The 21,172-nt window shown below is 69.4% G+C and carries 14 protein-coding genes, 3 pseudogenes and 2 CRISPR repeat arrays (1 of these 19 running past the window's edge); of the genes and pseudogenes, 11 read left to right on the top strand and 6 right to left on the bottom strand.

Going from position 1 to position 21,172, the window contains the following annotated elements; genetic code table 11:
• Window positions 1–352: 352 nt before the first annotated feature.
• The 3 genes and pseudogenes from ACZ4N4_RS17435 to ACZ4N4_RS17425 all read right to left on the bottom strand — a co-directional run.
• Window positions 353–631 (bottom strand): annotated as a pseudogene (locus ACZ4N4_RS17435) (ATP-binding protein); the annotation flags it as partial.
• A 56-nt stretch (window positions 632–687) separates the two neighbouring features.
• Window positions 688–1,119 (bottom strand): hypothetical protein, encoded by a 432-nt coding sequence (locus tag ACZ4N4_RS17430; protein WP_467589361.1) that lies wholly within the window; start codon window positions 1,117–1,119, stop codon window positions 688–690.
• Window positions 1,120–1,161: 42 nt separating this feature from the next.
• Entirely contained in the window at window positions 1,162–2,766 is a 1,605-nt protein-coding gene (locus ACZ4N4_RS17425; protein WP_467589358.1) for an ISL3 family transposase, read from the bottom strand.
• A gap of 192 nt (window positions 2,767–2,958) precedes the next feature.
• Here ACZ4N4_RS17425 and ACZ4N4_RS17420 point away from each other — a divergent pair, with 192 nt between their 5' ends.
• From ACZ4N4_RS17420 to istB, 3 genes and pseudogenes are all read left to right on the top strand, one after another.
• Window positions 2,959–3,150 (top strand): hypothetical protein, encoded by a 192-nt coding sequence (locus tag ACZ4N4_RS17420; RefSeq protein WP_467589355.1) that lies wholly within the window; start codon window positions 2,959–2,961, stop codon window positions 3,148–3,150.
• Between the two features lie 145 nt (window positions 3,151–3,295).
• The gene (gene istA / locus ACZ4N4_RS17415) at window positions 3,296–4,372 is read left to right on the top strand and encodes an IS21 family transposase (RefSeq protein WP_467590601.1); all 1,077 of its coding nucleotides are present in this window, start codon (window positions 3,296–3,298) and stop codon (window positions 4,370–4,372) included.
• A pseudogene (istB, locus tag ACZ4N4_RS17410) lies at window positions 4,369–5,138 on the top strand (IS21-like element helper ATPase IstB). Before istA (ACZ4N4_RS17415) ends, istB begins: the two are co-directional and overlap by 4 nt.
• A gap of 33 nt (window positions 5,139–5,171) precedes the next feature.
• On the opposite strand, the gene ACZ4N4_RS17405 reads toward istB, so the two are convergent.
• The 3 genes and pseudogenes from ACZ4N4_RS17405 to istA (ACZ4N4_RS17395) all read right to left on the bottom strand — a co-directional run bounded on the left by ACZ4N4_RS17405 (window position 5,172) and on the right by istA (ACZ4N4_RS17395) (window position 7,468).
• On the bottom strand, window positions 5,172–5,549 hold the full coding sequence (locus ACZ4N4_RS17405; RefSeq protein ID WP_467589352.1) for a hypothetical protein: 378 nt from the start codon (window positions 5,547–5,549) through the stop codon (window positions 5,172–5,174).
• Window positions 5,550–5,628: 79 nt separating this feature from the next.
• Window positions 5,629–5,838 (bottom strand): hypothetical protein, encoded by a 210-nt coding sequence (locus ACZ4N4_RS17400; protein WP_467589349.1) that lies wholly within the window; start codon window positions 5,836–5,838, stop codon window positions 5,629–5,631.
• Window positions 5,814–7,468: pseudogene (gene istA / locus ACZ4N4_RS17395) on the bottom strand (IS21 family transposase). Before istA (ACZ4N4_RS17395) ends, ACZ4N4_RS17400 begins: the two are co-directional and overlap by 25 nt.
• Before the next feature lie 198 nt (window positions 7,469–7,666).
• Window positions 7,667–9,891: direct repeats of the CRISPR family, unit length 29 nt; unit sequence GGGAACATCCCCGCGGGTGCGGGGAGCAG.
• Between the two features lie 350 nt (window positions 9,892–10,241).
• On the opposite strand from istA (ACZ4N4_RS17395), the gene cas3 reads away from it, so the two are divergent.
• Genes cas3 through cas2e form a run of 8 tightly spaced genes read left to right on the top strand, consistent with a single transcriptional unit; the run spans window position 10,242 to window position 19,467 of the window.
• On the top strand, window positions 10,242–13,052 hold the full coding sequence (cas3, locus tag ACZ4N4_RS17390) for a CRISPR-associated helicase Cas3' (protein WP_467589346.1): 2,811 nt from the start codon (window positions 10,242–10,244) through the stop codon (window positions 13,050–13,052).
• A complete protein-coding gene (gene casA / locus ACZ4N4_RS17385; protein ID WP_467589343.1) occupies window positions 13,033–14,757 on the top strand; it encodes a type I-E CRISPR-associated protein Cse1/CasA in 1,725 nt (574 codons plus the stop codon). The genes cas3 and casA overlap by 20 nt, the downstream gene beginning before the upstream one ends.
• Entirely contained in the window at window positions 14,754–15,440 is a 687-nt protein-coding gene (casB, locus tag ACZ4N4_RS17380; protein WP_467589340.1) for a type I-E CRISPR-associated protein Cse2/CasB, read from the top strand. Before casA ends, casB begins: the two co-directional genes overlap by 4 nt.
• Window positions 15,437–16,630, top strand: a complete 1,194-nt coding sequence (gene cas7e, locus ACZ4N4_RS17375) for a type I-E CRISPR-associated protein Cas7/Cse4/CasC (RefSeq protein WP_467589337.1) — start codon at window positions 15,437–15,439, stop codon at window positions 16,628–16,630. Before casB ends, cas7e begins: the two co-directional genes overlap by 4 nt.
• Window positions 16,627–17,352, top strand: coding sequence for a type I-E CRISPR-associated protein Cas5/CasD (gene cas5e / locus ACZ4N4_RS17370; protein ID WP_467589334.1), 726 nt, complete (start codon window positions 16,627–16,629; stop codon window positions 17,350–17,352). Before cas7e ends, cas5e begins: the two co-directional genes overlap by 4 nt.
• Window positions 17,352–18,143, top strand: coding sequence for a type I-E CRISPR-associated protein Cas6/Cse3/CasE (gene cas6e, locus ACZ4N4_RS17365; protein ID WP_467589331.1), 792 nt, complete (start codon window positions 17,352–17,354; stop codon window positions 18,141–18,143). The genes cas5e and cas6e overlap by 1 nt, the downstream gene beginning before the upstream one ends.
• Window positions 18,140–19,108, top strand: coding sequence for a type I-E CRISPR-associated endonuclease Cas1e (gene cas1e, locus ACZ4N4_RS17360; protein ID WP_467589329.1), 969 nt, complete (start codon window positions 18,140–18,142; stop codon window positions 19,106–19,108). Before cas6e ends, cas1e begins: the two co-directional genes overlap by 4 nt.
• A complete protein-coding gene (gene cas2e / locus ACZ4N4_RS17355) occupies window positions 19,105–19,467 on the top strand; it encodes a type I-E CRISPR-associated endoribonuclease Cas2e (protein WP_467589326.1) in 363 nt (120 codons plus the stop codon). Before cas1e ends, cas2e begins: the two co-directional genes overlap by 4 nt.
• A gap of 92 nt (window positions 19,468–19,559) precedes the next feature.
• Window positions 19,560–21,172: a CRISPR direct-repeat array (repeat unit 29 nt; unit sequence CTGCTCCCCGCGCCCGCGGGGATGTTCCC); it runs 490 nt beyond the window's last position.

Raw genomic sequence — 21,172 nt, 5'->3', positions numbered from 1 at the left:
GGCGCATTTACCAATGACGTCGAGAAGGGGCCAAGCCGCTTATGCACACCGCCCGCACTGCCGCTCACGAGCGTCGGCCGGCGCCGGCCGCACCACCGGGCGCACTGCGCCAAGTCCTCGCTCTTCTTCTGGTCCCGCTGCTGATGTGCGTCAGCATGGGATGGGCTTACCTCGAGGGGATGTCCGGCCCCCCACCCGCACCGGGTGCGTGTCGCCATCGTCGGCTCCAGTGCGAGAGACCGGGTGATGGCCCAGATACTGCAGGACAAGGCGGAAGGCGCACTCGACATCCACACCGTGCCCACCCGTGGCGAGGCGATCAGCGAGCTCAAGCACCGCGAGATCTCCGGCGCCTACGCGCCGAGGTCCAAGGCGCCGGAAAGCCGGCCATGGCGGCGGCGGTGTTCAGCGCGATCAGCAGGTGCGATTTGCCGGTTCCCGAGTCCCCGATCAGACACAGTGGGTAACCCTTGGCGATCCACTCGCAGGTGGCGAGATTATGGACGACCGCAGGGTCGACGTTGGCGTTGACGCTGTAGTCGAACTCCCGCAACGACTTCTCGCGGGGGAAGTGGGCAGCCCTGATGCGGCGTTCGGCCCGGCGCCGCTCCCGGTCCTCGCACTCGGCCATCTGTCGGCGTACACGCGAACGTGGCTCTGGCCGCAGTTCCGTGGTCCCGTTGATCGTCAACGATTGGGCGGCGGCACGGGCCAGGGGTGTCCGTCTGGTGAACTGTTTGCTGGCCGTCCGGCCACCACATAGTCGAAATACTCGTCCTGAACCATGCCAGCGTTGACCCACCTTCCGCGTTCCGCTCCGGTGGCTTCTTCGGCGGCTGCGAGGGCGATGAGCGGGTCGTCGCGAGTCGCGACAAGGCGGCCGAACTCCTCTTCCTCATCGTCGGTGTAAAGAGGAGGGAACTCGACCACGTCGACGAAGGTTTCGTGACCAACGTCTTCCAGGGTGTGCAGGTAGATCTCGTAGTGGGTCTTGGCCGGTCTGACCTCGATGTAGCGGATGCCGGGACGCTGGGGTGAGTCAGCGGGGCCGAGGAACTGCTCGACCGGTCGGCCTCGCCTCAGGGCGCCGAGGGCGAAGGACTCCGTCAGATAGCGCACGCGAGAAGCGTAGAGGGTTTGTAGGGACGGTCGGTGTGATGCTCATGGCTGGGTGAGGATGCGGGTCCGAAGCAGTTCGAAGGAGGCCCGGCCATACATCGCCCGCTTGAGCGTTTTCACCCGGTTCACATGGCCTTCGACCACCCCGGAACTCCACGGCAGGGTGAGTCCGGCGATGACGGCGTCGAGGTCCTGGCGGAGGAAGCCGGCGAAGCCCTTCATCGGCCTCGGTGCGTCCTGTTCGGCCTGCCGGATCCACTCCAGCAGGAGGTATCCGCGCTGGTGGCGGACGAGATCGGCGAAAGCTCGGGCGAGGTCGCAGGCCCGGGTGATGTCCGGGCAGGCGAGCCGGACCTGAAGCAGGCGCTCGTTCTGACTATGGGTGAGGGTCTCGCGGGGCCGCATGATCCAGGAGGTGATCTTGCGGGGGCTGGGGATGTCGGCCCTCACCGGTTCGGCGGTGCCCGCGCGCAGGGCGGCAAGGTGTTTGCGGACGACCTGGCGGCTGCCGCGGTAGCCGCGGGCTTGGATCTCCAGGAACAGCCGGGTGCCGCTGACCTGGCCTTGCGCCTCGGTGAAGCAGGTGTTGAGGTATGCCTTGAACGGCTCCAGGACGCCGTTGGGGCGGCGTTCGCGGGCGGAGGCAAGCAACTGGTCGAGGTCGGTGTCGCGGAAGCGGCGGACGGTCTTGCGGTCGAGGTTCAGCCGGCGGGCGATCGCGCTGATCGTCCAGCGTTTCTCCAGCAGGCGGTGGATGTCCTCGTAGCGATGGCGGGTGCGCTCGATGATCTGAGTGCGGGGCAGTTCCGTGGGCGGTAACAGCATCGGGGTTACCTCGGGCACCTCGGGCGCTTCGGTCACCGTCTCGTCCTCGGCGCGCTTGCGCAGGCAGTCGCGGTGCTGGTGGCAGGTCTTCTCCACCGCGGCGGAGAGGTTCTGCAGCAAATGCCAGCGATCAGCGACCTCGAGGGCGTTGGGGGCGGCTTCCCTGACCGCCTTGGTGTAGGCGGTCGCCCGGTCCCGGCAGATGATCTCCGCGCCGGCATGGTCCTTGAGCCAGGCCGCGAACGTCTCGGAGGTGCGGTCGGGCAGCACGTCCACCACCCGGCCGGCTTCGACGTCGACCAGCACGGTGCCGTAGGTGCAGCCCTTGCGGAAGGCGAACTCGTCGACCCCCAGCACCCGCGGCGCACGGTCCGGCACCGCCGGCGCAGTCAACAGCCTCAGCAGCCGGGTCCGGCCCGCGGCCAGCCGCAGCCGGCGGCACAGCCGTGCGGCGGGACGGCCGCCGAGCTCGATCGCGATCGACCGCAGCCAGCCCGCCAGCCCGGTGCTGGAACGGCGGTACCGCGCGGACAGGCCCGGCACCTGCTCGACGAACGTCATGCGGGAACAGCTCTTCCGGTCGCAGAAGTACCGGCGCACCCGCAGCCGGACTATGACCCGACGAGAGCCCAACGGCCTCGCATCCAGGGCCCGTTGATACGTGCTATGTATGCGCCTCGCCTGTTTCCGGCAGTCCGGGCACCGGCCCGGGCGAGCGGTGGACACGGCCTCCACCACGAGGACGTCTGAAGAGTCGCTGACGCGCTCCACTCGCACATCGATCCCGGGAAACAGCACAGCCTCGACCGTCTTGCTTGCCATGCCGGGACATACTCTGCCGAAACGATCCCTCGCTCACCTCCCTGACCTGCGGATTCACGGAACTGCGGACAGAGCCGCGAACGTCCCCAGCTTCGTACGGATGAAAAGGGACAGTTGTTGATGCGGTGAGGTCTGCTGCTCGGCACTCTGCTGCTTGGTCGTTTCGGGTGGCGGGGGAGGCTGGCAGTGGTCTTGGATCCTCAGCGTTGGCTGGAGCTGCGGAGGTTCCGCGGCCTGCTCGAGTCCGGAGCGATGAGCCTGTCGGAGATCTCCAGGGAGACGGGGCTGGATCGGAAGACGGTCCGCAAGTACCTGTCAAGCGCCGGGTCCGGCGACTCCTCCTCGCCGTTCGCCGAGCGGGCGGTCGCGTGGGAGGGTGATTGACGAGTTCGCACCGGTGATCGACTCGATGCTGCGGGCGGAGATCCTGATGAAGGCCGCGGTCATCCCCGAGCGGGTGGCTGCAGAGTAGGGGTTCACCGGGAACTATCAGCGGACCAAGCTCTACGTCCAAGAAGCTCGGCCCAGGATCGCCGAGGAACTCGGTATCACACCGAAGGAGTTGGCGGGCATGCACCGCCGGTTCGAGGTCATCCCCGGTGCCCAGGCTCAGGTGGACTGGGGTGACGAGGGCAAGGTCCTCGCTCACATGGGCATCGCGAAGGTCTACTCGTTCCACATGACGCTGTCGTACTCGCGCGACCCGTTCTGCTGCTTCACCACCAGCCAGGACCTGCAGACCTTCTTCGACTGCCACCGCCGGGCCTTCGCTCACTTCGGCGGGGCTCCGATGACGATCGTCTACGACCGGACCAAGACAGTGGTCCGCCGCCACGTCGCACCCGGTGAGGGAGTCCCGCTGCATCCGGAAGCGGTCGGCTTCGCCGGCCACTATGACTTCGACATCGACGTCCTGGCCGCCTACCGGCCGCAGGGCAAGGGCCGGGTCGAGCGGCAAGTCCTGATCGTCCGCGACCACGTCCTGTCCGGCCGCTCCTTCTCGTCCATCGAGGAGATGGACGCCGCCTTCCTGGCATGGGTGCCTCGGCGGCGGCCCCAGATCCACAAGACCCATCGTGAGGTCATCGCGGATCGGGTAGCCAGGGATCACGCGGCTCTCAAGCCGTTGCCCCCGACTCCGTATCTGGTGGCTGAGCGGCAGCTTCGGCACGTGGGCAAGGACTGCCTGGTCGCCTTTGACGGCAGCCTCTACTCGGTGCCGGCCCGCAGGGTCAGCCCTCGCCAACTGGTCGAGATCCGGGCGATGAAGTCCCAGCTCATGCTGCATTCGACTCTCACCCTCGCAGGCGGCAGCACGCTGCTTGCGGCCCATCCCCGAGCCGTCGGCCGCGGGGCCCGCGTCGTCGACGAGACGCACTGGGACGGTCTGCCCACCGGGAAGGGACGCCGGACCACGACTGGAGATGTTCCTCTCCAGCCTCGTTGCGAGCGGTCTGCGGGTCAGGAAGCCGGCCCGCTGCAGGCCCTGCTGAACCGGGCCGCTGCCACTCAGGTCGAGGTCAGCCGCCGTCCACTGTCGGTCTATGACGAGCTGACCGGCACCCGACCCTTCACCACCCACCGAGCGCCGAAGGAAACGTCTTGAGTGAGCTGACCGGCAACCGCATCCGCACCACGGCCGGCAAGCTCGGCCTGCCCCACCTCGCGGAGACCATCAACGAGTTCGCCCACCGGGCCGATGAAGCCAAGATGGGCTACCTCGACTTCCTCGACCTGGTCCTCTCCGAAGAACTGGCCGTCCGCGACGATCGCCGCTTCCGCCAGGGCCTTCGACTCTCAAGGCTGCCGCACCACAAAACGCTCGACGAGTACGACTTCTCCTTCCAGCCCGACCTCGACCCCCGCAAGGTCAAGGACCTTGCGACGCTCTCGTTCGTCGAGGCCAAGGCGAACGCCGCTCTCCTGGGACCGCCCGGTGTGGGCAAGACGCATATCGCCGTCGCTCTCGCGGTCGCGGCCTGCCGGGCCGGCTACTCCGTCTACTTCACCAGCCTCGACGACATGGTCCGCAACCTCAAGGCCGCCGAGACAGCCGGGCGTCTGGCCAACAAGCTCGGCACCTATCTGCGGCCGGGCGTCCTCGTGGTCGACGAGGTGGGTTACGAGATCCTCGAACGCGGAGAAGCGAACCTGGTGTTCCAGGTGATCTCAAAGCGGTATGAAAAGGGCTCGATCATCCTGACCTCGAACAAGACCTTCAGCGAATGGGGACAGGTGTTCGGCGACGAGGTCCTGGCCACAGCCATCCTCGACCGGCTCCTCACCACTGCGACGTGATCTCCATCAACGGCCCCAGCTACCGCCTCAAGAACCGCCTTAAAGCCATCGAGCGGGACACGGACGTGGCCTGACAGGGCACGTCCAGGAGGCTGCCGGGGGCCTGATCAGTCGTCTTCGAGTCGCTGGAAGACCGTGGAGAACTCGGCGGTCTCGATCAGTCCGGCGATCACCTGAGTCATGCTGTCGACACCGGGATCCCGGACGATCAGGCCGTCTGAGACCCAGAAGTAGCGGCCGCCGAGAGCCTCGCCGCTTTCTGCCCCGACGTCCATCAGGCGTTCGACTTCTGCGACCGTGAAGACAGTCGCGGTCCACCGGGAGCCATCCTGGAGGTTCACGAAGACATCGACGTTGCAGATCGAGTCCAAGTCCTCGTCCGGGCTGGGCAGGAACGACACCTCGAATGCCTCCGCGCGGACCCGGTACCAGGGCTCATCCCAGCCTTGTTCCACTGTCCCGGTGGCCGACGTACTCTCGCTCATCGTGCGAGTGTCCCTGGGGCAGGGTGTCGGTCTCAACCCGAATCTGCCATGCCGCACCCGCGAACGTAACTGGGGACGTTCATCCGTACGCAGTTGGGGAGCTCAGGACGTACGCCGACACCATCAGGAGTTCGGCGAGGAACCCGGCATAGGACAGGCCCTCGCGTTCGGCCCGGGCGATCGTGTCGGCGGCCTGGGCTCGCATGGAGGGCAGCCGCAGCAGCCGGCAGGCGGTGTCGATCGCCGCGTCGGATGCCTGGGCGGTCAGCGCGTGATGGGCAGTGGCCATGACGAGTGCTTCCGGCGAAGCTGCAACAACTCGTCCCACTGCTCCAGGCGGGGCAGGGGACGCTGGTCGGCGGGCAGAGCACGGGCGAGACGGCGCGACGTCAGGGGTGTGACCTGGGCCGGGCCGGGATCCACCGGCTCAGGAGCGGGCGCACTGGCGGCCGTGACGGTCGGCGCTGGCCCGGTCGCCTGGGCCGCTTTGCGGGCCTCCAGCGCGATGACGTCCTCGTTGAAGGTGCCGGCCGTAAGAGCCGCGCGGATCCCGGTCACCACGTCGGCGTGCTGTTGGTGTCGGTGCAGCAACAGCACCCTGACCAGGGCCTTTGTTCCGTCGGTGTCTCCGAGGGCCTTCTTGGCGGCGGCCCAGAAGGCTTCGTGGACGGCTGTGAAGGTGCCCTCGGCGCGGGCCTGGTGGAGGGCCTCGGAGCGTTCCAGGGCGCCCGGCTTGATCAGCAGGGCTTCCAGGTAGTGGTCCAGCACGGAGCGTTCGGCACCGCGGCCGGTCAGCCGCCGGTGGCGGGCGATCTCCCGTCGGCCGTCATAGACGGTCAGGTCGTCGCAGGTGAGCGTGACGGTGACCTTGCGGTCGATGAAGCGGACCGGGACCGGGTACCGGCACATCTTCACGGTGATCATGCCGTAGCGGTCGACGCGGGGCGTGAGCGTGATGCCGGTGGCGAACGGAGCGTCCGGCAGCGGCAGCAAGTGGCCGGCTTCGCGGGCGAAGTCCTGCGCGATGGTCCGCATCCTTGCTCCGATCCGCCGTTCGTCCTCCCTCGCCTCGAACCCGGTGAGCCGGGCGTTGAGTTCGTCCAAGCTGTCCACCTGGGGCACCGGGGTGAGGTAGTTGCGGCGGAAGTAGCCGACCTGGCCTCGACCCCGCCCTTCTCGTGGGCGCCGCGGAGCCCCGGCTCGCAGTAGAACGGGGTGAAGCCGTAGTACTCATGGAAGCTGGTCCAGCGCGGGTTCTCCTCCCGCGAGCGGCTGCGGAAGATCACCTTCTTCACGGCCGGTGAGAGGTTGTCGTAACGAACCTGACCGGCCGGCACTCCGCCCAGCGTGGTCAGCGCGTGGACATGTCCTTCGAAGAACGCCTGCTGACCGCATGAGCGTGAGACGCGGTGCACCGCCTTGCCGGAGTAGGCCAGGCGGAAGGCGAACAAGTAGCAGCGGGTGCGCTGGCCGGCCACGTCGACGTAGACGTCCCCGAAGTCGACCTCGGCATCCGCACCGAGCGCGTTGTGCCGGGTCACGAACGCTTCAACAGGCGCCCCCGCCTGGGTTGCGATCTCCTTGCGGCGAGCCGCGACGAAGTCCCGGACCGTCGGATACGGGATCACCTCGCCGAACTCCTCCTCGATCCGCGCCACGATCCGCCGCACGGTATGCCGGTGCTTGCGCGGAGCCTCCAGATCAGCCCGCAGCCAGGCATCGAGGGTCTTCTTGTAGGGCTCCATCCGAGGTGACGTCCTCACCGGCCGGCGGCACGGTGTGGGCACCGGCGAGGAAAATGCCTCCCGTACGAGACGGCGGTGAACGCCGTACTTCCGCGACAGGGCGCGGATCGACAGCTGCTGCTGCCAGTTGTCCCGCCGGATCCGGTCGAACAACTCCTGCTTCGACAAAGACATCCACAGCACCGCCCCTGCTGGAGACCACAGGGACCGTCTCACCGCAAGAGCCGGGGTGGGGCCACTTCGCCCCGTCACCACCCCTCAATGCACCCGTGCGACCCGCCAACTAGGGCCGCTGGAAGCCAACATGCCGGGGCCGCTGAACAGCGTCAGAGCCAAGCAGTGACCGGCTACGACAACCTCACGAAGAGCCTTGGGAACATCCCCGCGGGTGCGGGGAGCAGGTGGGGATGAGCGGCTCGTTTGCGGTACTGGGGGGAACATCCCCGCGGGTGCGGGGAGCAGTTCATGGCCGACCCCGACGCGTGGCCGAAGCCGGGAACATCCCCGCGGGTGCGGGGAGCAGTTGAAGAACGCCCGCGTATTCGGACCCCACATGGGAACATCCCCGCGGGTGCGGGGAGCAGGAGGACTGCCGGCAGGAGATACGGGAGCGGGTGGGAACATCCCCGCGGGTGCGGGGAGCAGCGAGTTGGCGGCCAGCACATGACCGGCCACCAGGGAACATCCCCGCGGGTGCGGGGAGCAGGCGGCGAACTGCTGCGACTCCTTGGTCGACCCGGGAACATCCCCGCGGGTGCGGGGAGCAGTCTGGGTCTCTCTGCGCGCCTGGTAGGGGACGGGGAACATCCCCGCGGGTGCGGGGAGCAGATATCGGGTCAGGTGAACAGCAGAAACCCCAGGGGAACATCCCCGCGGGTGCGGGGAGCAGTTCGGGTCCGGCCTCGGGTCGCTGCCAGGCCAGGGAACATCCCCGCGGGTGCGGGGAGCAGGTCGACGGCGAGACCCGGTTCTACCGGCGGTGGGGAACATCCCCGCGGGTGCGGGGAGCAGGACGAACACCTTCCATTACGGCCGGTAGCTGTGGGAACATCCCCGCGGGTGCGGGGAGCAGACCCAGTAGAAGGAGCACGTCATGACCAAGCTGGGAACATCCCCGCGGGTGCGGGGAGCAGGCCCGCAATGAGACCGGTCTCGCGTGACTGCCGGGAACATCCCCGCGGGTGCGGGGAGCAGGAGTCGACCCTCTCGACTGCGGGACAGGTCTGGGGAACATCCCCGCGGGTGCGGGGAGCAGTTCGCCAACGAGGGGCGGCAGCAGGTCGCCACGGGAACATCCCCGCGGGTGCGGGGAGCAGATCGGCGGCTGGTACGGAGCGACCGCCGACCAGGGAACATCCCCGCGGGTGCGGGGAGCAGACTCGGCTATGCGGCTCGCAGAGGCATATGCCGGGAACATCCCCGCGGGTGCGGGGAGCAGTCGACGCCGAGGCGGGCCGCGGTAGCAGCCTTGGGAACATCCCCGCGGGTGCGGGGAGCAGATGCCCTGACGGCGGGAGGTCGCCGTGACCACGGGAACATCCCCGCGGGTGCGGGGAGCAGATCGGCAGCATCTGGGGCTTCGGCTGCCACGAGGGAACATCCCCGCGGGTGCGGGGAGCAGGTCATGACTGCGACGTCCACCGCGCTCGGCCCGGGAACATCCCCGCGGGTGCGGGGAGCAGGGGGTCTGGGTCACGGACTGGCTGGTCCGCACGGGAACATCCCCGCGGGTGCGGGGAGCAGGACTTCGGTCTGGCCCCGGGTGCGGAGAACGGGGGAACATCCCCGCGGGTGCGGGGAGCAGGGCCGCGCTCCTTGTCGGAACCGGCATGGTCCGGGAACATCCCCGCGGGTGCGGGGAGCAGGTCTGTGCGGCGGTCGCTCTGTTCGCGGGGTCGGGAACATCCCCGCGGGTGCGGGGAGCAGAGCTGGAATCTGTTCTCCGTCGTCGGCGGCTCGGGAACATCCCCGCGGGTGCGGGGAGCAGTCCACCTCGCGCAGCGTGCGCATCGAGACCGGGGGAACATCCCCGCGGGTGCGGGGAGCAGGCGGGCGGCTGGACGGTGTTTGCCGACGAGCTGGGAACATCCCCGCGGGTGCGGGGAGCAGCGCAGTCCGCGTTGTGGGCTACTCCGCCTCGGGGGAACATCCCCGCGGGTGCGGGGAGCAGGGTTTCCGGCCGCCGCGCTCCTCGAGGAGCGGGGGAACATCCCCGCGGGTGCGGGGAGCAGATCGGCTCCATCTGGGGCTTCGGCTGCCACGAGGGAACATCCCCGCGGGTGCGGGGAGCAGCTGTGGGACCCGTTCACCGGCCAGCTCGCGCAGGGAACATCCCCGCGGGTGCGGGGAGCAGTTGGCCGCCGCGTCCATCACCGTGCTCTTGCCGGGAACATCCCCGCGGGTGCGGGGAGCAGCACACCCCGCCCGGCCTCTTCGACCAGGTCGCGGGAACATCCCCGCGGGTGCGGGGAGCAGGAGCCGCCCACGGTCTGGCTCACGCCACGGTCGGGAACATCCCCGCGGGTGCGGGGAGCAGATCTCCGCTCTGAGCAGTCTCGGCTCATCCCCGGGAACATCCCCGCGGGTGCGGGGAGCAGACTGTCTGACCTGCCGGTCTAGGGCTGGGAGGGCGCGGTTTCACGTACTTTCATCGATCTCGACAAAGGGTGCATTTCGCGCCCTCCTCCTTCGGGGGTGGGTGCTTGTGGCGAATAGATCATTTTACGGTTTGCGTGTGCCTGTTGGGGGCTGGATAGCTGCATCGGCTGCAGATCAAGTTTGTTTCCGTGATTTGGCCTGCTGGGTGTTGGTTTGCGTGTAGGCATCTTGCATGACCAGTGGGGGTGTTTTCGGTTGTGGGCTGTTGCCGCGGCTTCAGGTGCCGGCGCGGTCGGTATGGGCGAAGCATGATCGTGATGCTGACGGATGGTTGCCCTTGTGGCGGCACATGGAGGACAGTGCCGCCGTCGCCGGCCTTCTGTGGGACGAGTGGTTGCCTTTCGGTGTGCGGCGGTTGATCGCTGAGGTATTGCCCGGTGGCGAGGGGGACGGGCGCAGGCTTGTCGTGTGGCTTACGGGTGTGCATGACATTGGTAAGGCGACGCCGGCGTTCGCCTGTCAGGTCGATCAACTCGCCGATGTCATGCGGGAGAAGGGTCTGGAGATGCGGTCCCGTCAGGCGATGGGGCCGGATCGGCGACTGGCACCGCACGGGCTGGCCGGTCAGGTATTGCTGGGTGAGTGGTTGGAGGAGCGTCACGGGTGGACGGCCAAGCAGACAGGGCAGTTCACCGTGGCGGTGGGCGGGCATCATGGGGTGCCGCCGGAGAACGGTCAGATCAAGGCCCTGTACGACCATGAGGAGTTGCTGCGTACTCCTGGCCATAGCAGTGGGGTGTGGCGGCAGGTGCAGGGGGAGCTGCTCGATGCGTGCGCTGAGTGCTTTGGTGTGGGGGATCGGCTTCAGGCGTGGCGGGAGGTGAGACTGCCGCAGCCTGTGCAGGTGTTGCTGACCGCGCTGGTCATCGTCTCCGACTGGATCGCCAGCAATCCCGACCTCTTCCCGTACTTCCCGGATGCTGCGTCTTCTGGCAGTGAGGAGCGGCTGGCGGCGGCGTGGCGGGGGCTGGATCTCCCGGCGCCGTGGCGGGCCGCAGAGCCTGTCGAGGATGCGCAGGAGTTGTTCGTGTCTCGGTTCGGGCTTCCGCAGGGGGCGAGGGTGCGTCCGGTTCAGGAGGCGGCGCTGGCGTTGGCCCGGGAGATGGAGGCGCCCGGGCTGATGGTCATCGAGGCTCCGATGGGGGAGGGGAAGACGGAGGCAGCGCTCGCTGTGGCCGAGGTCTTCGCGGCGCGTTCGGGTGCGGGCGGTGTGTTCTTCGCACTGCCGACGATGGCGACGGGCAATGCGATGTTCCCTCGGCTGCTGGAGTGGCTGAAGCGGCTGCCGGACGACGGCAGCCGCCGGCACTCTGTGCACCTTGCGCATTCTAAGGCGGCTCTCAATGAGGTCTTCGCTGGGTTGTTGGCCCGTGGCGGGCAGGTGGCGGCGGTCGACGTGGATGCCGTCGTGCCTGTGCCCGGGCGGCTGGGGGAGGCGACGCGGGCTGCGGGTGCCGAGCTGGTGGCTCACACCTGGCTGCGGGGCCGTAAGAGGGCGATGCTGGCGTCGTTCGTGGCCGGTACCGTCGACCAGCTGCTGTTCGCCGGGCTGAAGAGCCGGCACCTGGCGCTGCGTCATCTGGCGGTGGCGGGCAAGGTCGTTGTGATCGACGAGGCGCACGCCTACGACACCTACATGAGTGTCTACCTGGACCGGGTGCTGGCCTGGCTGGGCGCCTACCGGGTTCCCGTGGTCGTGCTTTCTGCGACCCTGCCTGCTGCGCGTCGGCGTCAGCTGGTCGAGGCGTACTCCGGGATAGCCGGCACACAGGTCGACAGCGTTCCGGCAGACGGGGTGTATCCGCTGCTCACCGCTGTCGCGCCGGCCGGTATGCCCGTGGTACGCCATCCGGCTGCTTCGGCCCGGTGCACGGATGTCCGGGTCGAGCGGCTTGCGGACGGCCTGGATGTTCTGGCCAACCGGCTGGAGACGGAGCTGGCCGGCGGCGGGTGTGTACTCGTCGTTCGCAATACGGTCAAGCGGGTGCTGGAGACAGCCCGGGTGCTGCGGGAGAGGTTCGGCGACGAGGCCGTCAGCGTGGCGCACTCGTGTTTCGTGGACATCGACCGGGCGGCCAAGGACCGTGACCTGCTGAGGCGGTTCGGTCCGCCCGGCAAGGCGACGGGGCGGCCTTCGGGCCGGCATATCGTGGTGGCCAGCCAGGTGGCCGAGCAGTCCCTGGACGTGGACTTCGATCTCCTTGTCAGCGACCTGTGCCCGGTGGACCTGCTGCTGCAGCGGATGGGCCGACTGCACCGTCACCAGCGTGGGGACGGCCAGAGCGAACGACCCGCGCGGCTGCGTGTGGCACGATGCCTGCTGACCGGCGCCGACTGGGAGGCGGACGTGCCCGTCCCGGTGCGCGGATCGGTCGCGGTATACGGGGCGTATGCGCTGCTGCGGTCGGCCGCTGTGCTGCTGCCCCATCTCGACGGCGGGCCGCAGCGCCCCGTGCGGCTGCCCGCTGACATCAGCCCGCTCGTCCAGGGTGCGTACGCCGAGGCTCCGGCCGGTCCGGAGCATTGGGTGCCGGCGCTGGAGGAAGCAAGGGCGCGGTTCGAGCGGCACCGGGCCGACCAGGCCGAGCGGGCGGCCGTGTACCGCCTCGGTGAAGTCGGCCGTCCCGGGAGGGCGTTGTTCGGCTGGGTGGCGGCCGGGGTGGGCGATGCCGACGACACTCGTACAGGGCGGGCCCAGGTCCGCGACAGCCGGGAGAGCCTGGAAGTCGTCGTCGTGCAGCGGCGTGCCGACGGCACCCTCGCCACCCTCCCGTGGCTGGAAGCAGACAAGCAGGGCCGCCAGCGCGGGGGACTGGAGCTGCCGCAGGACCAGGTGCCCACATCGTTCGCTGCCCGGGCGGCGGCGAGTTGCGGGCTGCGGCTGCCCATCCAGTTCTCCTACGCCGAAACCCTCGACAAGGCCATCGCGGCACTGGAGCAGCTGTACGTGCCCGCCTGGCAGAGCAAGGACAGCCCGTGGCTGGCCGGCCAGCTGATTCTCGCGCTCGATGAGGATTGTCAGACCCTGCTGGCAGGCTATGCGCTTCACTACAGCCCTTCCGACGGCTTGGAGGTGACCCGTGACGGAACCGACCGGTGACAGCACGGCCCATGCCCCTTCATTCGACCTGACCACCGAGCCGTGGATCGGGATCCTGAAAGGTGACGGCTCACAGGAGGAGCTGTCGCTGCGTCAGATCTTCGCCCAGGCCGCCAAGGTGCGGCGCCTCGCGGGAGACCTGCCCACCCAGGAATTCGCGCTGCTACGCCTGCTGCTGGCCATCGCCCACGACGCCCTGGACGGCCCCCGCGACGTCGAGTCCTGGGCCGAACTGTGGGCCGACCCGCAGTGCTTCGCGCCGGTCGGCGCCTACCTGGACACGCACCGCGAGCGCTTCGACCTCTTCCACCCGGCCGCCCCGTTCTTCCAGACCGCTGGGCTGCGCACGGCGAAGGACGAGGTCTCCTCTCTCAACCGGATCGTGGCCGACGTGCCCAACGGGGAGCCATTCTTCACCGCCCGGATGCCCACCGTCGAACGGCTCACCTTCGCCGAGGCGGCCCGCTGGGTCGTCCACGCCCACGCCTACGACACGTCCGGCATCAAGTCCGGTGCGGTAGGCGACGACCGGGTCAGGGGCGGCAAGGTGTATCCGCTGGGAACGGGGTGGGCCGGCGGCCTGGGCGGCGTCTTCGCGGAAGGCGACACCCTGCGCGAGACGCTGCTGCTGAACCTGGTGGCCGCCGACACCGACGCCCTGGAGTTCACGGCGGACGACCGGCCCGCCTGGCGGCGTGAACCGTGCCCTCCCGGCGGATCCGAACGCACGCCAACCGGGCTGCGCGATCTGTACACGTGGCAGTCGCGCCGGCTGCGTCTCCATCACGACGAAGATGCGGTCACGGGCGTCGTTCTCGGCTACGGAGACCCTCTTGCGTCGCGGAACATGCACCGCCGTGAGCCGATGACCTCGTGGCGGCGCAGCCTGGCGCAGGAGAAGAAGCTGCGCCAGTCGCCGGTCTACCTGCCCCGCGAGCACGATCCGGCCCGCTCGGCGTGGCGGGGCATCGCCTCCTTCGTCGCGGACCGGTCGGATACGGTCCAGGGCTCGGAAGCAGCCGCGTACCTGCGTCCCGGGATCCTGGAGTGGATCGCCCGCCTGGTCACCGAGGGGGAACTGCCGCGAGGCTTCCTCATCAGGGCCCGGATCGTCGGCGCCAAATACGGGACACAGCAGTCCGTGATCGATGAGGTGGTCGACGACCAACTCGCCATGCCGGTCGTGCTCCTGCACCGCCAGGACCGTACGTGTGGCCGGCAGGCGATCGCAGCTGCCGACGACGCTGACCTTGCGGTGCGGACGCTGGGCGATCTGGCCACTGATCTGGCCCGTGCGGCCGGCACCGAGGGTGAGGGGGCGCGATCGGCAGCACGTGAACTCGGCTTCACCGCGCTGGAAAACCCCTACCGCATCTGGATCGCCGCCCTGGCGGACGCCGGTGACCCGTTCGAGCGCCGCCGTCGATGGCAGCGCGACGTACACAGCATCGTCGCCGGTCTCGGCGACCGACTCGTCGCACAGGCGGGGGATGCCGCCTGGCAGGGCAGAACCGTCACCGACAAGAAGGGCGCTCTGTGGCTCAACGCGGGCCTGGCCGACAAGTGGTTCCGCGGGCGCCTGGCCAAGGCTCTGGGCCGCGCATCGGAGTTTGGTGAGCGAGACGACGCAGGCACACCTCCGTCAGGTCCGCCCGGCCGTCATGAGTCCGCCACTTCCGCGACCGACCCGAAGGTACCCGCATGACCACTACAACAGCCCCGCCGAGCGTCCGCTCACGGATCGCTGAACTCGCCGCCGCACAGATCAAGCCGTGGCAGGAGGGCTACCTCAGGGACAGCCCGAAGGACGTCGCAGTGCTGGCCCGTCTGCGCCGTGGCGCAGGCCGGGACGCCGCCGACCTGCCCGACCTATGGGAACTGGTCGACACCTCCCCCCTGCAAGTCCGCCTCGAAGGCGTGCGGCCGCTCGGCGAGGAGGAGTTCGTGCGTGCGGAGGACGCCCTGCACGCGGCCCTCACGCTCTGGGCGCTGCACCAGCAGTCCCGTGGTGCGCGCATGCACCGCCCCCACACGTACAAACGGCCGGCCGGACTGGGGGCGGCTGTGCGGCGTCTGATGCCACCGGACGGCATTGACGAGCCCGTCCGCAAGCGTCTGGTGCGCGCCGGCACCGCCCCCGACCTGACCAGCCTGTCCCAGCGGCTGCGCGACTTGATCGTCCTGCTGCGCCGCGCGGACATCCCCCTCGACTACGGCCTGCTCGCCGGGCAGCTCTACACCTGGCAGTGGCCCGGTGGCGCCGACACCATCCGCCGCGAGTGGGGCCGCTCCTTCCACTCCTGGCAGGAACCGGCCGCACAACCCACCGGCCAGAGTTTCGACGACACCGCCGCCGGCCTCGACGACAGTGACAAGGACGCCTCGTGAACCGCATCTTCCTGGACGTGCACGCCCTGCAGACCGTCCCGCCCAGCAACCTCAACCGTGACGACACGGGCGCGCCGAAGACGGCCGTGTACGGCGGTGTGCCGCGCGCACGCGTCTCCAGCCAGGCATGGAAGCGGGCCACCCGCACCTACTTCGACGACGAGCACCTGCTCGATCCCAGCGAACTCGGCGTGCGGACCAAGAAGGTCGTGGAACTGCTCGCCAGGCGCATCACTGAGCTCGCCCCCTCCCTCAGCGCTGAGACGGCCCTCGCACTCGCCGACGAGACGGTCAAGGCGACCGGGCTGAAGACTGAAGTGCCCAAGCGGAAGGCCGACGCCGCCAAGGAGTCCGGTAACACCCCGGCGCCGGAGGCGAAGTACCTGGTCTTCCTCAGCGCCCGCCAGCTCGACGGCCTGGCCCGCCTCGCCGTCGACGGCGCCGCCGACATCACGGCCTTCCTCAAGGAGAAGACGAACAAGGAGAAGGCCAAGGAGATCGCGGACAGCCGCCACTCCGTCGACATCGCCCTCTTCGGCCGGATGGTCGCCGACGCCGCCGACTTCAACGTCGACGCCGCCGTCCAGGTCGCCCACGCCATCAGCGTGCACCGGGTGGAGAACGAGTCCGACTACTACACGGCCGTCGACGACGAGAACACCGAGGAGGAGACCGGAGCCGGGATGATCGGCACCGTCGACTTCAACTCCGCCACCCTCTACCGCTACGCCGCCCTCGGCGTCGACCAGCTCGCCGCCAACCTCGGTCAGGGCCTGCGCGAGGACGAGCCGAGGACCGAACCCGTGCGCCGTGCGGTCGAGGCGTTCGTGCACAGCTTCGTCTCCTCACTGCCGACGGGGAAGATCAACACCTTCGGGCACCACACCCTGCCCGACGCGGTCGTGGTCAAGCTGCGCACCACTCGCCCGATCAGCTTCGTCGCTGCCTTCGAAGAACCCGTCCGCGGCGACCAGGGCGGCCACGTCCGGGAGGCGTCCGACCGCCTCGCCGCCTACGTCCCGGACATCGAACGCGCCTACGGCGATCAGGACTCCACCCTCAGCTGGGTCCTGCGCGTCGGCCCCAACACCCTCAAACTCGCCGGCCTCGGCACCGAGTCCGACACCCTGGGCGACCTGGTCACCGCCGTCGGCCAAGCTGTCGCCGAACGCCTGGGCAAGCCCGCATGAGCGGCGTGCTCGCCCTGCGGCTGGCAGGCCCCCTGCAGTCCTGGGGGGCCTCCTCCCGCTTCACCCGCCGCACCACTGAGTCCGCCCCCACCAAGAGCGGCGTCATCGGCCTGCTCGCAGCCGCGGCAGGCATCGAACGCGGCGACGACACGGCACTCGCGCCCCTGGCGGCCCTGCGGTTCGGCGTCCGGATCGACCAACCCGGCACCCGCATCCGGGACTTCCACACCGCCCACCACGCCGTCACCGGCAAATCCATGCCGCTGTCGGAACGCTTCTACCTCGCCGACGCCGTCTTCGTCGCCGCCGTCGAAGGCGAGCACACACTGCTCACCGATCTGCATACCGCGCTGAAATCCCCGGTCTACCTGCCGTTCCTCGGCCGCCGCTCCTGCCCGCCCGCCGCACCGGTCGAACTTGGCCTGTACGAGGACGCCTGCCTGGAGAGCGTGCTCCGAGAAGCGTCGTGGCAGGCGTCCGTCTGGTACCGCAGGCAGCACCGCTTCCGTCCGCAGGACGGACTGACGGTGCTGTGCGAGGCGGCAGCCGGCGAGCACGGCGGTGCCGACACCTTGCGCGACCAGCCGCTCAGCTTCGCCGCCGCACACCGCCGCCACGCTCTGCGCACCGTCGTCACCACCAAGGTGCCGGTGCCCGGCGCCGTCGCGGCCGTCGCCCCGCGGCATGACCCGTTCGATGCTCTGGAGGATGAGAGCTGCTGATGTTCCTCTCCCGCTTCCGCCTGAACACGGCCCGTCCCGGCGCCCGCCGACTGCTGTCCTCGCCGCAGGCCCTGCACGCAGCCGTCATGTCCTCGTTCCCCGGTCTGCTGCCCACGGACGTCCCCGCACCGGACGCGCCGCGGGTGCTGTGGCGTCTGGACCACCAGGCCCGCGCCGAGGTGCTGCTGTACATCGTCAGCCCCGACCGCCCGGACCTCACCCACCTCGTCGAGCAGGCCGGCTGGCCGGCGGCAGCCGCAGCTGACCCACACACCCCCGGCTGGCAGACCAGGCCCTACACCCCGTTCCTCGACAAGCTCTCCACAGGCGACCGCTGGGCCTTCCGGCTGACCGCCAACCCGGTCCACACCATCCGCCGCACCCCCGACGAGCCCCGCAAGATCACAGCCCATCTCACCCCCGTTCACCAGACGGCGTGGCTGATCGAGCGCCAGGAGCGCAGCGGCTTCCGCATCCTGGAGAAGGCCGACGACAAACGCCTCCTGCCCAGCGGCACGACGTACCAGGGCAAACACGAACACCACGGCGACCGCTACGAGTTGTCCATCCGCGACCACAACAGCCGCTCCTTCGACAAAAGGCGCACAGACGGCGACAGGAAGAGCAAACCCGTCACCCTCGTCGCCGTCACCTTCGATGGCCGGCTCGAAGTCACCGACCCCGCAGCCCTGCGCCGCACCCTCACCCAGGGGATCGGCCGGGCCAAAGCCTACGGCTGCGGCCTGATCACCCTGTCACCCCTCGCCACGCCCGCCCGGCAGACACCATGACTACGATCTCCCAGCACGCCGCACTGACACCGCGGCAACTCACCCGCACCGCCGAGCGCATCTCCTTCATCTACCTGGAACGGTGCACCGTCCACCGGGACGCCAACGCCATCACCGCCCAGGACGCAGAAGGCACCACCCACATCCCCTCGGCGACCATCGGCACCCTCCTCCTCGGCCCCGGTACCCGCATCACCCACCAGGCGATGAGCGTGCTGGGAGAAACAGGCGCGGCCGTCTGCTGGGTCGGAGAGCGAGGTGTGCGCTACTACGCCGCCGGCCGTGCCCTCACCCGCTCCTCAGCGCTCATGGAAGCCCAGGCCCGGCAGTGGGCCAACGCGCGCAGCCGCCTCGCCGTGGCCCGCGCGATGTACCGGCTGCGCTTCCCCGACGAAGACCCCGACGGCCTGACCCGCCACGAACTCCTCGGCCGGGAAGGACGCCGCGTCAAAGACTGCTACCGCACCCAGGCCGCCCGCACCGGCATCCGCTGGCGCGGCCGCCAGTACGCCCCCGGCGATTTCACCGCCGCAGACGCTGTCAACCAGGGCATCACCGCGGCAGCCCAGTGCATGTACGGCATCGCCCACGCCGTCGTCACGTCGCTGGGCTGCAGCCCAGCCCTCGGCTTCGTCCACTCCGGACACGAACTGTCCTTCGTCCTCGACATCGCCGACCTCTACAAGACCGAGATCGGCATCCCCCTCGCATTCGACGTCGCCGCACAGGACGAGGAGGACGTCGGCCCCCGCACCCGCCGCGCTCTACGGGACCGCATCAACGAAACGTCACTGCTGGAACGCTGCGTCGACGACATCAAACACCTGCTGCTGCCGGCAGGAACCACCTCGGCCGACCCCGGCGGCGACCGGGACATCGTCACCCTCCAGAGCGACGGCGGCCTCGAAGTCCCCTCCGGCGTCAACCACGACGACACCGGCGACTACGAACAGGTGGCCTGGTGACCGTCATCGTCCTCACCAACTGCCCCGCAGGACTCCGCGGCTTCCTCACCCGCTGGCTCCTGGAAATCTCCGCAGGCGTATTCGTGGGCAACCCGTCAGCCCGCATCCGCGACGCGCTCTGGCACGAGGTCCAGCAATACGCCGGCCAAGGACGCGCACTGCTCGCCCACACCACCAACAACGAACAGGGCTTCACCTTCCGCACCCACGACCACGCATGGCACCCCGTCGACCACGACGGCGCCACCCTCATCCACCGCCCCGACACGACCCCCCCGTCCCCACAGTCGCCCCAACCCACCACGGCCCCTACCGGATGGAGCAAGACGGCCAAACGCCGACGCTTCGGAAGAGCCTGAAGGGCATTGCGACGAGTTTGGGCCGATTGCCGGGTTCAGAGAAACTGCTCTGGAATCCGCCGCCTCGGAGGTAGACGCCCAGGTCAAACAGTCTGCTCCCCGCGCCCGCGGGGATGTTCCCCTGCCCCTGCGCGAGCAGATCGGCCGCAGCGGCTGCTCCCCGCGCCCGCGGGGATGTTCCCGAGATGCCGGTACTCGGCTGGGTGGCTCCGGCCTGCTCCCCGCGCCCGCGGGGATGTTCCCCAGCCGTTGGGCGGCTCCGCTCCGTATCGCAACTGCTCCCCGCGCCCGCGGGGATGTTCCCCAGCCGACCGCGCGACCGCCGAGCAGCTCCAGCTGCTCCCCGCGCCCGCGGGGATGTTCCCCAAGCCTCCGCAGACTCCTTGATCGGCCACTCCTGCTCCCCGCGCCCGCGGGGATGTTCCCACTGTTCCCTGAGTACCAAGCCGCAGGCCGGGCTGCTCCCCGCGCCCGCGGGGATGTTCCCGATCCCGACGTGATAGGCGGGCGCACCGAAGACTGCTCCCCGCGCCCGCGGGGATGTTCCCTACCGGGGCGTCAAGGTCCCGCACCGCATCCGCTGCTCCCCGCGCCCGCGGGGATGTTCCCGGAAGACACCACAGTGAACCTGCCCGAGGCCCCTGCTCCCCGCGCCCGCGGGGATGTTCCCCTGTGACGGCGAGTCTCGGCTCGGCAGGTTGGCTGCTCCCCGCGCCCGCGGGGATGTTCCCTGCCGGTGCATCCGGTGGAAAATCTCCTCATGCTGCTCCCCGCGCCCGCGGGGATGTTCCCATGCCCAGCGGCGTGCCCAACGTGGCGCGCGTCTGCTCCCCGCGCCCGCGGGGATGTTCCCGAGGAACCGACCATGGCCAACCGCCAGCAGATCTGCTCCCCGCGCCCGCGGGGATGTTCCCTGGTCGTCGGTGCGCTCCAGCTGGACGGCGTCCTGCTCCCCGCGCCCGCGGGGATGTTCCCCAAGACGCACGCAGCAAAGGAACCGGCCGCTACTGCTCCCCGCGCCCGCGGGGATGTTCCCGCCGTGAAGCTGTCCACGGTCATGGACGAGACCTGCTCCCCGCGCCCGCGGGGATGTTCCCCGCCGGAGGCGTTGGAGACGCGCAGCAGCGTCCTGCTCCCCGCGCCCGCGGGGATGTTCCCGTGGTCCCCACGATGGTCTGGAGGGCGAACCACTGCTCCCCGCGCCCGCGGGGATGTTCCCGGACTGCTGGACGGCCACGTCGGCCCGTACCGCTGCTCCCCGCGCCCGCGGGGATGTTCCCCACGGGTAGACGAGGTCGGCGCCGGTCGCTTCCTGCTCCCCGCGCCCGCGGGGATGTTCCCAGACCGGACCGACGTGGAACACGACGGCCAGGCTGCTCCCCGCGCCCGCGGGGATGTTCCCGGGCCCCCCGCCGTCGGGAACCTGATCGTGTCCTGCTCCCCGCGCCCGCGGGGATGTTCCCGGGCCCCCCGCCGTCGGGAACCTGATCGTGTCCTGCTCCCCGCGCCCGCGGGGATGTTCCCTGCGGCAGGCCTCGCCGGACGTCGGCCCGCGACTGCTCCCCGCGCCCGCGGGGATGTTCCCACCTTGCCCTTGGGCTTGAAGGCGCCGATGGCCTGCTCCCCGCGCCCGCGGGGATGTTCCCTCCTCAGAAGTGAATGGGCTTCATGAGGGGACCTGCTCCCCGCGCCCGCGGGGATGTTC

The sequence above is a fragment of the Streptomyces sp. NPDC026538 genome, assembly GCF_055567535.1.
Note: the sequence above shows the minus strand (reverse complement) of the source record. Positions and strands in the feature narration are given on the sequence as shown.